The organism is Azonexus sp. GW821-FHT04F04, from assembly GCF_059420025.1.
In genome coordinates, this window is sequence record NZ_JBWKSX010000002.1 from 91,156 (window position 1) to 104,508 (window position 13,353).

Sequence of the window (13,353 nt, forward strand, 5' to 3'; positions counted from 1 at the left end):
AACAGTAGATAAACTATCTGCGTTTGCAAAGCAACTCCACGTAAAAAAAGCGGCTCCTTTAAGGCCGCTTTTTTTACTATAGTATCTTTAGTAACTATAGTAGGAAATATTTTGTTCTCGAAATCGTTGAAAGAGTAGGATGCCGAGAAAGGGGGCGTGTCTGAAACTCCGGTAGAACGTGCCTGAAACTCCGGTAAAGCGTGCCTGAAACTCCGGTAATATTCATGCTAGCTTTGGGCGTTTTATCGTTACAAAACCGGACAATTTATCTTCAGCGCAATTCCATCCTGATAGCTCGTCGATTTCAATTAATGCACTACGCAAATATGAACGTCGTTTACGTAGTTTGTTTTGTTCAGATTCGTCACCCCATATGTGAGGAACAAGCAAATCTAGTTTAATCTTGTTTGATTCGCCGTGCTTAATCCAACTGGACAACCATACATGCAATCGTTTTGAAACTTCACTTTTGAGTTGGCGCTGCTCTCTCATATCTACAAAAGTTGATTGCCCACCTGCAAGCGCTTTACTTAGCATTGGGTTTATTGCAATTGCAATTTTTTTATCAAGCCCTGCCATGTGGCTAAATAAATTGGCTTGCCAGAATAGGCTGGTTACATCATCGCCTTTGTAAATTACAAAACTAACACCAGATAAACGAATAAGGCTTTCTTTAATCTGTTTGAAGTTTGCTCCAGAATCGGTCACACCCATTACTTGAGCAATTTCATTTACGGTTGTTTCCAGAACCAAAACATCGAGGTCGGATGCGTCATATTTTAGTTTGAGTGCATCCCTTGCGGCCCTCATGGTTTCAACTTCTTCTTTTGGCCCAACTTGCTTTACTCGACCTCTTTCAGATGCGAGTCTATGAACTGCCAAGAATACAGATTGGTCAGTAATATTTAACGGGCAATAGTTTCGCCACCAGAACGTATAGTCTTTGTATTTGTATCGAACGGAGAGGGATAGTCCTTCAAACGATTGGCGTTTTAGTGGTCTAAACAAGCCATCCGTTAAACAATGCGATGGGTCAACACGTGCGTGGTCAAACACGATTACGTGCTTACTTTTCTTGGGTTCCGGCTTCTTAGTGGTTGGCTTTTTGTTTTCAGTCATAGTGTATTTATATTAAATGACAGATATACACCATTACAAGTAATCACGAAGCCGCGTATTTAAGAACTAGAAATCCAACCCAACCTCTGGTAACTGGCAAGCTTCCGGAGTAATCACAGCATCCCATTTAAGCTTAACATTCTTTGGTGTGCGTTCCGGCAATACCATCTTGTTTTCTTGCATTCTGAACGGTGATAGCTTTAACTTAAAATCAACTTTTTCAATATATGGCAAGAGCACATGCGGATAGTAGTTATCCCCATACATTTTGTACGTTTTACCCCGTCCTTCTCGGTCATCTTCTAATTTCTCTTTGTCTGAACGAGTATAGACATGACCAGCAATGTCACCTGAAATCCGTTCAGGTAGTTCGTTCTGTTTGAAGAAGTTGATAAATGTGTGCCGGAATGAGTGATTTGATATTTCAGGGCGCTTAATTTCAAGAATATTAAGATATCGTCCAAACCAGTCACCCAGATAATCAGAACGTTTGTCTTTTGTATCTAAACGAAGATTTGGAAACAGATAGTCAAAACCATGCCCTTTCATGGCTTCATAATATTCTTTTAAGCCTAGTTCGTTCCATAGCTTTGGATGGATTGGTATTAGGCGCTCAGACTTCTCTGTTTTCAGTTGTTGCCCAACGCCTTCCCGGAAGTAGATACATGGGATATGTTCTGAACCGGGAATGTTTTCAGGAAATACAATGTCGCGGGTTTGCAGTTGGCAAACTTCATTTAATCGCGCACCTGTGAATAGCTGGATATGCGGCACAAAGTATTGCTCTGGGCGATTGTATTCTTGATTGCTGTAGTAGCTGCTTTCAAAAATTGCTTTTAGTTCAACTTGTGAAAATGGGTCGCGTCCTTTGCTATCTTCTTCGGGAAGGTCTAGGCCAGTGGCTTCATTGCAAGTTACCCACTTCTGTTGAATAGCGAAATCATAAAACTGTCGTAGTGCCCACAGATAGTTATTTACGGTCTTGTTTGAACGGGTCTCGACATAGTCATCAAGTGCAATATTGATTACTTGAAGGTCGTTCTTACGGGCTTTTTCAACATCCTCACGGTACTTCTGCCACTTGGCACGCTGCTTTGCCAATACGCTTTCTAGGGTTTGACCTTTAAAGTCTGTAGTCAGGCGTTTGTTGAAATTGGGCGGGGTAAGTGCGATATTGGTTCGTGCTTCAATAACCATATCGTGCGTGATGTGGGCTACATCTATATCGCCAATGTGATAAACCCATGCTCGAAGATTGGCTATCCGCTCTCCGGCAGAAGCCTTGGAGTTCCAGCCCTTCTTAGCGGTGCGTTGGCCCGGCTTTATTTCCGTGGCACTCTTAATAAATGCTTCGATGGCATTCGAGAAAGTGACGCCTGCGCTGTTTGCGGGAGCTTGGCGTGGGGTAGGTGCTGTAAATGCCGTTTGATGGCTCACAGGGGCATTGTGGCGAGCCTCCATGATTCTCAGGATGCGTTCAGCGTTGCTGACCTCATCCGGGTTGTTCTGGTCGTAATCGAGCTTGAACACACCTTTTGATAAATCAATCTCGGCAATCAGGTGTGTATCATCGGGAGTGGGTTTGACTGCCATAGTGGTCTGATCGTTGGATGCAAAAACACTATGGTATTGAGCTACAAGACTTCTTGCTAGTCGTATAGCTTCTTGGGCATTCCCTGTACGCAAGGATTTACGAATATTGCTACGGTTGCCAGTGGTCGCCCGTAGGTGTTCGGGTACGTGTAAGCGAAAATAATAGATGCCGTGCCTAGACCGGCTGACGTAGGATGGAACACGCATGATGAATCCCTATGACCGCAGTAGGTGCGTTGTCCGACCATCTGTCACACCAGATGACCATATTTGGGATTTTATAGGCTTATAAAAGCAAAAAGCCCTGAATAATCAGAGCTTTGTGCTATATTTGGTGCCCAGGAAGGGACTCGAACCCCCACACCTTTCGGCGCCAGAACCTAAATCTGGTGCGTCTACCAATTTCGCCACCTGGGCAGGCGGGGCGAATTCTAGCACCGACTGAGCCGCAATCTCCAGAGCAGACCACGATGTCCGTTGATCATTACGAAAACTTTCCTGTTGCTTCGCTGCTCGTGCCGGCCAAACTGCGCCGCCCGATTGAAGTAATTTACCGCTTTGCCCGCAGCGCTGACGACATTGCCGACGAGGGTGACGCTTCGTCCGAGGAGCGCCAGGCCGGGCTGAACGCCTACCGGGCCGAACTGGATCGCATCGCAGCCGGCAGCGTGCCGCAGACGCCGCTGTTCGTCGCGCTGGCCGAAGTCATCGCCAAGCACAAACTGCCGATCCAGCTTTTCCGCGACCTGCTCGATGCATTCGCGCAGGATGTCGTGAAAACGCGCTACGCCGATTACCCGGAACTGCTCGACTACTGCCGGCGCTCGGCCAACCCGGTTGGCCGGCTGGTCCTGCATCTGTTTGGCCGCACCGAGCCGGAACACCTCGAACAGTCCGACTGCATCTGCACAGCCTTGCAGTTGATCAATTTTTGGCAGGATGTTGCGGTCGACTGGAAAAAAGACCGGATTTACATACCGCTGACCGACTTTCCGCACTTCCGCCTCAGCGAAGACGACATCGCGCGGAGCCGTTGGTCGGCCAACTGGGCGGCGCTGATGGATTTCGAGATCGACCGGGCGACGGCGCTGATGAAGCGCGGCGCCCCGCTCGTGCACGCCCTGCCCGGCCGGCTCGGCTGGGAAATTCGCCTGACCATGCAGGGCGGGCTGCGCATCCTTGAACGCATCCGGCAGGTGCGCGGCGACGTTTTCACCCGCCGGCCGAAGCTTGGCAAGTGGGACTGGCTGGTTCTGGCCGGCCGTTCCATTAGAATGTAGCCCCATGAATCCCGACCAATACTGCCAGGAGAAGTGCGCCAAAAGCGGCTCCTCCTTCTATTACAGCTTCCTGTTCCTGCCGCTGCAACGCCGGCGCGCCATCATGGCGCTCTACGCCTTCTGCCGCGAAGTCGATGATGTCGTTGATGAATGCAACGACCTTGCCATCGCCTCGACCAAGCTCGCCTGGTGGCGCCAGGAAATCGAACGCGTTGCCGAAGGCCAGCCGCAACACCCGGTCGGTCAGGCGCTGGCCGGACTCGACAAGAGCATCAATTTGCCAAAAGAGCAGTTGCTGGAAATCATCGACGGCATGGAGATGGACCTCACTCAGTCGCGCTTTCTCGATTTCAAGGGCCTGTCGCTCTACTGCTACCGCGTGGCCAGCGTCGTCGGCCTGCTCGCCGCCGAAATCTTCGGCTACACCGACCGCCAGACGCAAAAATACGCCCACGATCTGGGCATGGCTTTCCAGCTCACCAACATCATTCGCGACATCGGCGAAGATGCACGGCGCGGCCGCATCTACATTCCGATGGACGAACTCAAGCAGTTCAACGTGCCGGCCGCCGACATACTGAACGGCAAGTATTCGGACAACTTCACGGCCCTCATGCAGTTCCAGTATGAACGTGCCGAGAAGTATTATGAACAGGCTTTCGCCCAGTTGCCGGCCGTCGACCGCAAGAGTCAGCGCCCCGGCCTGATCATGGCGGCGATCTACCGCACCGTGCTCGACGAGATCAAGCGCGAGAATTTCCAGGTGCTGCACCAACGCATTTCGCTGCCGCCGACGCGCAAGCTGTGGCTGGCCGTCAAGACCTGGCTGAAAGGCTGACACCGTGCGGATAGCCGTCATTGGTGGCGGCTGGGCCGGTCTCGCAGCCGCTGTTGAACTGACTGCCGCCGGCGCTCAAACGACCCTGTTCGAAGCAGGCCGGGTTCTCGGTGGCCGGGCGCGGGGCGTCGAGATCGACGGCCACCAGCTCGACAACGGCCAGCACATCCTGCTCGGCGCCTACCGCGATACGCTGGCGCTGATGCGCCGGGTCGGTGCCGATCCCGATCAACTTTTCGACCGCCAGCCGTTGCAGGTCATCGACAACACCGGTTTTCGCCTCGCCCTGCCCCGGTTGCCCGCGCCGCTCAATGTTGCCTGGGGGCTGCTCAGCGCCAGCGAGGTCGGCATTGGGGAAAAACTGCGAACCGCATTCTGGATGGACGGCATCAAGCGCCGAGGTTTCAAGCTGGAGGGTGAAACGACCGTGGCCGAATGGCTGGACGCCGCCAGCCAGACCGGTGCCCTGCGCCGCCACCTGTGGGAACCGCTCTGCCTGGCGGCACTCAACCTGCCGGCCGAACGCGCCTCAGCCCAACTTTTCGCCAACGTGCTGCGTGACAGCCTGGGCAGTTCTCGGCGCGCAGACACCGATCTGCTGCTGCCCCGCGTCGATCTCGGCCAATTGCTGCCGGAACCGGCCGGACATTGGTTGCAGGCCCACGGCGCGCAAATCCGGCTGGGCACTCGGATCAGTCAGATCACGGAAGCTGAAAACGGCATCGCCATCGACGGTGAAACCTTCGCAGCGGCCATCATCGCCACCGCGCCGCAGCATGTCGGCGCCCTGTGGCCGGCGGCGGCCACGGGTTACGCCTATGAACCAATTGCCACGGTCTACCGGAATTTTGAGCCAAAAATGAAATCGTCTTTCCCGCTGAGCAACCGACTCGGCGGCCATTGCCAATGGATTGTCGACCGTGGCCAAGGCATGCTGGCCTGCGTCTTGAGCGGACACGGCGACTGGGAAAAACTCGACGATGCGGCGCTGGCCGCCACCCTCGACAATGAACTCGGCTGGCCGAATCCGACCGGCTGGCACAAGGTGATCCGCGAAAAACGCGCCACTTTCTCGGCCATTCCCGGCCTGCATCGTCCGGATTTCAAAACCTCCAATCCGCGCCTCTTCCTGGCTGGCGACTACACCTGGGCCGACTACCCGGCGACCCTCGAAGGCGCCGTGCGCAGCGGTCGGCGCGCCGGGCAATGGGCGATGCGCGCGTCAACTAACGCATAGCGACTATTTCTCGCGGCTTGAGCGCGAGGTTTTGGCGCGAGCTGGCGACTTTGCCGGCACCGCCTCTTCAACGGCTTCAGGAGGCGTTTTCGCCAGCTCGTTGATTTCGTCGAGCAGCGCCTTCTTCCGCGCGGCGAGTTCCATGTAGCGGGCGTGAGTCTGACTGATCTCGCGGTCGTAGGCATGCAGACGGTCCTGCTTTTCGAGCTGGCGGCGAGCGTTTTCGTTGAAATCGATCGATACCTGGCCATCCGGGTTGCTACCCTGCGCCGAAAATCCCTGGACCGCCGGCGGCTGGCGCTCACGGAGTTCGTTGCGACGCAACTCCTGGGCCATTTCGAACTGTTGGTACATCGATTGCTGTTCCTCATGCAACTGACTGTATTCGGCCTTCAGTTCGAGCAGGCGGGGATTCGTGTCAGCGAAGGCGCAGGCAGCACCGGATAACAGCAAGATCGAGAGCAAGTTTTTCAAGGTACTGCCTCCAGTTGAATCAAGGCGACGCAGCCAAATGCCCCCTGTTTCCGAGAGGCATACATTGCTCCGATATGATGACAGGAAGGCTGTTTTTCAAGATCGCGACAAGATTTTTGTCGCAATCCCGGATCAGGGTGCAAACCGCCCAAGCGCCGCGAAGGATTCGACCAACCCAAGCGTCGCCGCCAGCATGGCCGGAGCAAAGGGATCGTGCCCGACGTCCTCGACCCAGGTGCAGCCAGCATTCGGCAGTTTCTCCAGCAAGACGGCCGTCGCGCTGGCCGGACAAACGTGGTCGGCCAGGCCTTGCACAACGTGGATCGGCACATTAACCGCCGCGATGCGCTCGGCGGCGGCCAGCACGCCGCCTTCCGGAACAAAGCAGGCGTGGCCGAAATAATGGAGTTGCAGGCAGTAGCGCAGCTGCAGCAAATCGATGTCGGCCGGGCTCAAGTCCCGGCTCGGCGTTCTAGCCAGGGAACATTCCCAGACATGCCAGGCGGCGACGTGCGCCGCCAATGCTGATGGCGGCGCGCTACGGAAGCACTCAGTCAGCCAGAGCAGCATGGTGCCCGGCGCTTCCGGCGCGCCGAGCGCCGCCCAGTTCTGCCACGCTTCGGGATGGTGCTGACGGGCGCCGCCAAAGAACCAATCAAGATCGGCTGCCCGCGCCACGAATGGGTTGCGCAGCAGCAATCCGCTGAGCTGCTGGGGATACGCGGCGGCATACAAAATACCGAGCGTGGCGCCCCACGAACCGCCCATGACCAGCCAGCGGTCAATGCCCAGATGCCGGCGCAAAACCTCGATGTCGTCAATCAGGGCCGGCGTCATATTTTCCTCGCAGCATCCGGCCGGCAGGCTTTCGCCGGAACCGCGCTGGTCAAGCAGGATGACGCGATAGCGCTCGGGATCGAAGAAGCCGGCCATCAGCGGCGAGCAGCCGGAACCGGGGCCGCCGTGCAGGATCAGCACGGGAATGCCCGCCGGCATGCCGCGCTGTTCATAGTAAAGACGATGGCCGCCGGAGACCGGCAGCCAGCCGCAATCAAACGGCGGTGACGGGCAATGCAGGGCGGTGGCAGCGGCAGACATGCTGGCCATTCTAACCACCACCAACGCCCGCCAGGCGGCGCCACCCGAATCTCATGAAAATCATGACGGCCAATTCATGATTCCCCCGGGGCGCCAAGTCGCCCCCCTTGCGATAGTTCAATCCAGTCCGCCGCATCGCTGAAAACGGCGGACAACCGGCGGCAAGTGTCGCCGGACGTTCAAATCCATAACGGAGACTATCGAAATGAAATGGGAAACCCCGACCGCTTGTGACTTCCGCTTCGGCTTCGAAATCACGATGTACATCGCCGCCCGCTAAGGGACGCGCCGTCATCGCGGCCCTGGCGGCGATGACGGCTCCACTCAATCATGAAACTGATCATTCTCGGCGCCTCGGCTGGCGGCGGCTTCCCGCAGTGGAACTGCAACTGTCGCAATTGCGCTGGCATCCGCGACGGCAGCGTCCGCGCCAAACCGCGCACCCAGTCATCAATCTGCGTCAGCACCGACGACGGCCACGACTGGACCCTGCTCAACGCCTCGCCCGACATCCTGCAACAGATCAAGGCGACGCCCGAACTGCAGCCCAACCGCGCCCTGCGCGACACCGGCATCGGCGGCATCCTCCTCGTCGACGGCCAGATCGACCACGCCACCGGCCTCTTCATGCTGCGCGAGCAGAAGTCCAAGATGCCGCTGTGGTGCGCCGAGCCGGTATACGAAGACCTGACCACTGGCAACCCGGTGCTCAAGGTGCTGGAACACTATTGCGGAATCGACCGCCACGACATCCCGCTCGACGGCACGCCCTTCGCCATGCCCGGTGTGGCCGGCCTCGAATTCTCCGTGCTGCCGCTATCGAGCAAGGCGGCGCCCTACTCGCCGCACCGCGAAGCCTCGGTCGATGGTGACAACGTTGGCGTCAGCATCACCGACCGGGCGAGCGGCGCCAAGCTGTTCTACGCCCCCGGCCTCGGCGCCCGCACGCCGGAAGTCTTCGCCCGCATGGTCGAAGCCGACTGCGTCATGGTCGACGGCACCTTCTGGACGGACGACGAAATGATCGTCGCCGGCCTGTCCACCAAGACCGCCCGCGACATCGGCCACCTGCCGCAATCCGGCCCCGGCGGCATGATGGACTGGCTGGACGAGCTGCCGAAACACGTGCGCAAGATCCTCATCCACATCAACAACACCAATCCCATCCTCGACGAAAACTCGCCGCAGCGCGCCGAACTGACCCGGCGCGGCATCGAGGTTGCCGAAGACGGCACCCGCATCACCATCTAACAAAGGGAGACAACCATGATCCGAGCCGACATCCTTGCCGAATCCCACGACGCCGACGATGGCCGCCCGGCCTGGAGCCGCGAGGAGTTCGAGGCCCAGCTGCGCGAGAACGGCAAGGCCTACCACATCCACCATCCGTTCAACGTCATGCTCAACACCGGCCACGCGACGCCCGAGCAGATTCGCGGCTGGGTCGCCAACCGCTACTACTACCAGATCGCCATTCCGGTGAAGGACGCGGCGATCATGGCCAACTGTCCGGACCGCGAAGTACGTCGCGGCTGGGTGCAGCGCATCCTCGACCATGACGGTTTCGAATACGGCCTGCCGAATGGCGAAAAAATGGTCGACGCCGGCGGCATCGAAGCCTGGATACGCCTCGGTGAAGCCGTCGGCCTGACCCGCGAGGAAATTGTCGACCTGCGCCACGTCCTGCCCGGCGTTCGCTTCGCCGTCGACGCCTACATCAACTTCGCCCGCCGCGCCCCGTGGCAGGAGGCCGTCTGCTCGTCGCTGACCGAACTGTTCGCCCCGGTCATCCACCTCCAGCGTCTGGCCACCTGGCCCGGCCACTACCCGTGGATCGAATCGTCCGGCCTGCAGTATTTCCGCAACCGCACCAGCCAGGCACCGCGCGATGTGATCCAGGGACTCAATGTCACGCTCGACTATTTCCGCACCCGCGCCATGCAGGAACGCGCCGTGCAGATCCTCAAGTTCAAGCTCGACATCCTGTGGTCGATGAACGACGTCATGGGCCAACACTACGGCACCAACGGCGTCACGGCCGAACGGAAAGTCGCCTGATGGACGGCACGCCGCGCCTCGGCCACGGCTTCCGCTTCCAGTGGGAGCCGGCGCAGCAATGCCACGTCCTGCTCTACCCGGAAGGGATGATCAAGCTCAACCAGAGCGGCGGCGAGATCCTCGCCCGCTGCGACGGCCAGCGCGACATCGCGGCCATCGTCGCCGATCTTGAAGCGGCATTTTCCGCCAGCGGCTTGCGCAGCGACGTCGAAGCCTTTCTCGCCATGGCCATCGAAAAACGCTGGCTGCGCCTCGATAGCGGAGCCAAGGCATGAATGCCCCGGCCAAAATCGGCCCGCCGATGTGGCTGCTCGCCGAAGTCACCTACCGCTGCCCGCTGCACTGCGTGTTCTGCTACAACCCGGTCGATTTCGCCAAACATGAAACCGAACTGAGCACCGACGACTGGCTGCGCGTCCTGCGCCAAGGGCGCGAACTGGGCGCCGTGCAGTGCGGCTTCTCCGGCGGCGAACCGCTGCTCCGCGACGATCTCGAAATCCTCATCGGCGAAGCCCGCCAGCTCGGCTACTACACCAACCTCATCACCTCCGGCGTCGGCCTGACCGAAGCGCGGCTCGACGCCTTCAAGGCGGCCGGCCTCGACCACATCCAGCTCTCCTTCCAGGATTCGACCAAAGAGGTCAACGATTTCCTGACCCACACCCGCACCTTCGACCTCAAGCAGAAGGTCGGCGAAATGATCAAGGCGCGCGGGTGGCCGATGGTCATGAACGTCGTCATCCACCGTCTCAACATCGAACACATCGGCCGCATCATCGAAATGGCCGACGCCCTCGGCGCCGAATACCTCGAACTGGCCAACGCCCAGTACTACTCCTGGGCGCTGCTCAACCGCGACCAGCTCATGCCGTCGCGCGAACAACTGCGCCGCGCCGAAGCCGTGACCAACGAATGGAAGGAAAAGCTCGCCGAGCGCATGCGCATCCTTTTCGTCGTCCCCGACTACCACGAAGGCAAACCGAAGAAATGCATGAACGGCTGGGGCAATGTCTTCCTGACCGTAACGCCGGACGGCACCGCCCTGCCCTGCCACACCGCCCGCATGCTGCCCGGCCTGAGTTTCCCGAACGTCCGCGACAGCAGCCTGCGTGAAATCTGGTACGAATCCGAAGGCTTCAACCATTACCGCGGCACCGGCTGGATGAAACAGCCCTGCCGCGACTGCGACAAAAAAGAAGAAGACCTCGGCGGCTGCCGCTGCCAGGCCTACCTGCTGGCCGGCGATGCCGACGCGGCCGACCCCGTCTGCCCGAAAAGCCCGCACCATGAAATCGTCAGCGCGGCACTCGAAAACGCCACGAATCCGGACCGCCAGACACAACCACTCATTTTCCGCGACCCCAAGGAAAGCCGGCGGCTGATTGAGGAAGCCGAAGCGTCAGAATCGAGCGCCTGACCGGCTGGTTGGCCAATTCCTACGGTCAACCGGAAAAAACGGGCAAATTTGAACCGGGGTGCATCTGCTATGAGTTGGCGGCCAATCAGGTTCAAATTTCGAAAGATGCCGGATCGATATTTATTTGCAGAAGGCCGTAGCACTATTTGTGTGCAAACGTTTGTGCAAGCGACGGATTGCATGCCAAGTTCCAAAGAGGACCAGCGGCAAAATCAACCCAATAGCTTGGTCAACCGGTATTTCCCAACCCCATCCTTTTAGCGCCTTCAGCGTATAACCAACCAGTCCTATGCCGTAATAAGAAATGGCCACCACAGAGAGGCCTTCAACCGCCTGCTGCAAGCGTAATTGAAGGTCTGCACTATTACTCAGGCTTCGAAGAACACCCTGGCTTTGTCGTTCTTGTGCCAGATTTACCCGGGTACGAAGCATATCGTCGGAACGACTGATTTTTTCCGCCAGCGTATCCTGTCGAACGGCTACCGACTTGCAACTATTCATCGCAGGAGCAAGCCGACGTTCCATGAATTCGCCGATCGTCGGTACGCCCTCTATGCGCCGTTCACGCAACTCGCCGATGCGCGCTTCAACGATTTGGTAATACGCCTGGGCCGCGCTGAAGCGGAACCCCGTCCGAAACGACATGGCGCGCACTTGCGCATCAAGCCGAGAAATCTCCTTAAGCTGGGCTTCGGCATCCTCCTCTATCCCTTGCGTACTCATTTGAATGCCCAGCGTTATTAAATCTTCCTCGATGCCGTTTAGTAGTGTTCCTGCCTCACGTGCCAGAGGAAGAGCGAGCAGTGCCATCATGAGGTATGTCTCGATTTCGCAGATGCGCTGAACCAGACGCCCCATCTGAGACTCCCGCAAATTGATGTCGCGGATCAGGTATTTCGAGAATCCGTCCGGCCCGACTTGAAAATCCGTCCAAATCTCGCCATCGGACAATACTTGGCTGCCGACCAACGGCGGTACCGGGAACAGGCTTTTGAGGCGCGTATCAGCAATACATAGCGGATTTCCGCGCTCGGCAATTATGTGCGAAGCAACGATCACCGACGCCCGCAAAGACTCAAGCCAGTCAAGCGGCACATGTCGGATAGCCGTATGTTCGAAGTCTGCTCCCCCCTCTCCTGGCTCGACGAAACTAAAGGTCGAAAACTCGGTGTGACGCTCCCATTTGAGACGAAAATGCCCAAAATCGTGGACGAAATGCTGCGCCCCTTGACCCGGTGCCGCGACCCCAAAACGAGCACATAGCGATTGCAGCAGACGCTCGTGTGACTGCTCTCCGTCATCACTAAATATCGCCAGATGTGATATCCGCGCCGGCGCCTCAAATACCATGAAAGGTCGCGCGTGGATTTCGCTGGCCAGCGCAAGGCGCCTCGGATGATTAAGCACACTGGAAAGATTCATATATGAGCGAATTGTCTCAAGAGTTCGACAACCGTGGCGACAGGACTTGTTTTAGGTAGGCAGATTCGCGTTCACAGGAATTGATTGCCTTGGCAAGGATCAGCGTGTCTTGCGCAACGAGCCAACGATCAGCAACGTTTAACGCATCCCGTATTACCAGGGCCTCTGTTTCATCCGGCCCCCTGGCATTTTCGATTAGCCTTAGAACCACATACTGGCCCTTGTGAATTTCCGCCTGCACCTCTCTATGCCCCTTGTGGTAGGCAGCGCTACCGGCAACATTAAGAAGTCCTGCAACTGAGCAAACGTAAGCAAAGTCAAACGACCCTGCAAGAAGCAAATCCAGATGAATCCGCGGGCCAATAACCAAACGGCAATGTTGCATCGGGGATAGTAGTTTGGCGACTAGCCTCGGCGAGCGAGAAGATTTTTTCCGCATCCAGTTATCCGAACGTACATTTCATGGGCAACCAATTTCAATGCCCGTAGTCAGTTCCCGTATAAGGCGATATCTCGTCTTCTATCTGGCTGATTGTATTTAGTACTATCCCTGCATGGTGCAGAGCGACCTTACCCGCACTCGTCAATTCCAAGCCTCGTCGATGCCGCACAAACAGCACCACACCCAGCGCAGACTCAAGTTTGTTTAGCCGTTGGCTAGCCGACGACGACGCAAGGCAATTTTGTGCAGCCGCTTCCTTGAGCGTGCCATGTTGGGCAATCGCCGCCAGTAGTTTCAGATCAACAAGGTCATAGGGCATTTGACATTCCTTGCACTGATGACTTCAAAAAAACTCCCCGATTGCTCGGGGAGGTT

The 13,353-nt window shown here is 57.1% G+C and carries 15 protein-coding genes and 1 tRNA gene; 8 read left to right on the forward strand and 8 right to left on the reverse strand.

All coding sequences use genetic code 11. The features are described from left to right. Window positions 1-222 precede the first annotated feature (222 nt). The 3 genes from repC to AC07TV_RS05810 all read right to left on the reverse strand — a co-directional run bounded on the left by repC (window position 223) and on the right by AC07TV_RS05810 (window position 3,129). Window positions 223-1,119: a replication protein C, IncQ-type gene (repC, locus tag AC07TV_RS05800; RefSeq protein WP_494647453.1), complete on the reverse strand. Its 897-nt coding sequence runs from the start codon at window positions 1,117-1,119 to the stop codon at window positions 223-225. Window positions 1,120-1,185: 66 nt separating this feature from the next. Beyond that, window positions 1,186-2,919: a DUF6538 domain-containing protein gene (locus AC07TV_RS05805; RefSeq protein WP_494647454.1), complete on the reverse strand. Its 1,734-nt coding sequence runs from the start codon at window positions 2,917-2,919 to the stop codon at window positions 1,186-1,188. A gap of 125 nt (window positions 2,920-3,044) precedes the next feature. After that, window positions 3,045-3,129 (reverse strand) — tRNA-Leu (locus AC07TV_RS05810). 53 nt (window positions 3,130-3,182) lie between these two features. Between AC07TV_RS05810 and hpnC the strand changes: the two genes are divergently transcribed. The 3 genes from hpnC to hpnE are packed head-to-tail and all read left to right on the forward strand — an operon-like array spanning window position 3,183 to window position 6,067. Next, entirely contained in the window at window positions 3,183-3,992 is an 810-nt protein-coding gene (hpnC, locus tag AC07TV_RS05815; RefSeq protein WP_494647455.1) for a squalene synthase HpnC, read from the forward strand. A gap of 4 nt (window positions 3,993-3,996) precedes the next feature. Further along, the gene (gene hpnD, locus AC07TV_RS05820) at window positions 3,997-4,830 is read left to right on the forward strand and encodes a presqualene diphosphate synthase HpnD (RefSeq protein WP_494647456.1); all 834 of its coding nucleotides are present in this window, start codon (window positions 3,997-3,999) and stop codon (window positions 4,828-4,830) included. Window positions 4,831-4,834: 4 nt separating this feature from the next. Continuing rightward, on the forward strand, window positions 4,835-6,067 hold the full coding sequence (gene hpnE / locus AC07TV_RS05825; protein WP_494647457.1) for a hydroxysqualene dehydroxylase HpnE: 1,233 nt from the start codon (window positions 4,835-4,837) through the stop codon (window positions 6,065-6,067). A gap of 3 nt (window positions 6,068-6,070) precedes the next feature. On the opposite strand, the gene AC07TV_RS05830 is transcribed toward hpnE, so the two are convergent. Then, window positions 6,071-6,541, reverse strand: a complete 471-nt coding sequence (locus tag AC07TV_RS05830) for a hypothetical protein (protein ID WP_494647458.1) — start codon at window positions 6,539-6,541, stop codon at window positions 6,071-6,073. Window positions 6,542-6,673: 132 nt separating this feature from the next. Continuing rightward, window positions 6,674-7,639, reverse strand: a complete 966-nt coding sequence (locus tag AC07TV_RS05835; protein WP_494647459.1) for an alpha/beta fold hydrolase — start codon at window positions 7,637-7,639, stop codon at window positions 6,674-6,676. A gap of 205 nt (window positions 7,640-7,844) precedes the next feature. Between AC07TV_RS05835 and pqqA the strand changes: the two genes are divergently transcribed. From pqqA to pqqE, 5 genes are read left to right on the forward strand one after another with little or no spacing between them, the layout of a single operon-like run. Then, window positions 7,845-7,919: a pyrroloquinoline quinone precursor peptide PqqA gene (gene pqqA, locus AC07TV_RS05840; RefSeq protein WP_141353941.1), complete on the forward strand. Its 75-nt coding sequence runs from the start codon at window positions 7,845-7,847 to the stop codon at window positions 7,917-7,919. Between the two features lie 50 nt (window positions 7,920-7,969). Continuing rightward, complete coding sequence (gene pqqB / locus AC07TV_RS05845) at window positions 7,970-8,890, forward strand: pyrroloquinoline quinone biosynthesis protein PqqB (protein ID WP_494647460.1); 921 nt, start codon at window positions 7,970-7,972, stop codon at window positions 8,888-8,890. A 15-nt stretch (window positions 8,891-8,905) separates the two neighbouring features. Beyond that, entirely contained in the window at window positions 8,906-9,697 is a 792-nt protein-coding gene (pqqC, locus tag AC07TV_RS05850) for a pyrroloquinoline-quinone synthase PqqC (RefSeq protein WP_494647461.1), read from the forward strand. Further along, a complete protein-coding gene (pqqD, locus tag AC07TV_RS05855; protein ID WP_494647462.1) occupies window positions 9,697-9,972 on the forward strand; it encodes a pyrroloquinoline quinone biosynthesis peptide chaperone PqqD in 276 nt (91 codons plus the stop codon). The genes pqqC and pqqD overlap by 1 nt, the downstream gene beginning before the upstream one ends. Next, entirely contained in the window at window positions 9,969-11,114 is a 1,146-nt protein-coding gene (gene pqqE / locus AC07TV_RS05860) for a pyrroloquinoline quinone biosynthesis protein PqqE (protein ID WP_494647463.1), read from the forward strand. Before pqqD ends, pqqE begins: the two co-directional genes overlap by 4 nt. Before the next feature lie 120 nt (window positions 11,115-11,234). On the opposite strand, the gene AC07TV_RS05865 is transcribed toward pqqE, so the two are convergent. The 3 genes from AC07TV_RS05865 to AC07TV_RS05875 are packed head-to-tail and all read right to left on the reverse strand — an operon-like array spanning window position 11,235 to window position 13,297. After that, window positions 11,235-12,536 (reverse strand): DUF3422 family protein, encoded by a 1,302-nt coding sequence (locus tag AC07TV_RS05865; RefSeq protein WP_494647465.1) that lies wholly within the window; start codon window positions 12,534-12,536, stop codon window positions 11,235-11,237. A 16-nt stretch (window positions 12,537-12,552) separates the two neighbouring features. Continuing rightward, on the reverse strand, window positions 12,553-12,975 hold the full coding sequence (locus tag AC07TV_RS05870; RefSeq protein ID WP_494647466.1) for a hypothetical protein: 423 nt from the start codon (window positions 12,973-12,975) through the stop codon (window positions 12,553-12,555). A 37-nt stretch (window positions 12,976-13,012) separates the two neighbouring features. Beyond that, on the reverse strand, window positions 13,013-13,297 hold the full coding sequence (locus tag AC07TV_RS05875) for a LysR family transcriptional regulator (protein WP_494647467.1): 285 nt from the start codon (window positions 13,295-13,297) through the stop codon (window positions 13,013-13,015). Between the last annotated feature and the right edge of the window lie 56 nt (window positions 13,298-13,353).

Bases quoted from the DNA above. Each gene is read 5' to 3' on its own strand.
- AC07TV_RS05870 (WP_494647466.1), bottom strand. From the start codon at position 12,975: ATGCGGAAAAAATCTTCTCGCTCGCCGAGGCTAGTCGCCAAACTACTA.
- repC (WP_494647453.1), bottom strand. From the start codon at position 1,119: ATGACTGAAAACAAAAAGCCAACCACTAAGAAGCCGGAACCCAAGAAA.
- AC07TV_RS05805 (WP_494647454.1), bottom strand. From the start codon at position 2,919: ATGCGTGTTCCATCCTACGTCAGCCGGTCTAGGCACGGCATCTATTAT.
- hpnC (WP_494647455.1), top strand. From the start codon at position 3,183: ATGTCCGTTGATCATTACGAAAACTTTCCTGTTGCTTCGCTGCTCGTG.
- pqqE (WP_494647463.1), top strand. From the start codon at position 9,969: ATGAATGCCCCGGCCAAAATCGGCCCGCCGATGTGGCTGCTCGCCGAA.
- pqqB (WP_494647460.1), top strand. From the start codon at position 7,970: ATGAAACTGATCATTCTCGGCGCCTCGGCTGGCGGCGGCTTCCCGCAG.
- AC07TV_RS05875 (WP_494647467.1), bottom strand. From the start codon at position 13,297: ATGCCCTATGACCTTGTTGATCTGAAACTACTGGCGGCGATTGCCCAA.
- AC07TV_RS05865 (WP_494647465.1), bottom strand. From the start codon at position 12,536: ATGAATCTTTCCAGTGTGCTTAATCATCCGAGGCGCCTTGCGCTGGCC.
- pqqC (WP_494647461.1), top strand. From the start codon at position 8,906: ATGATCCGAGCCGACATCCTTGCCGAATCCCACGACGCCGACGATGGC.
- pqqD (WP_494647462.1), top strand. From the start codon at position 9,697: ATGGACGGCACGCCGCGCCTCGGCCACGGCTTCCGCTTCCAGTGGGAG.
- AC07TV_RS05835 (WP_494647459.1), bottom strand. From the start codon at position 7,639: ATGTCTGCCGCTGCCACCGCCCTGCATTGCCCGTCACCGCCGTTTGAT.
- hpnD (WP_494647456.1), top strand. From the start codon at position 3,997: ATGAATCCCGACCAATACTGCCAGGAGAAGTGCGCCAAAAGCGGCTCC.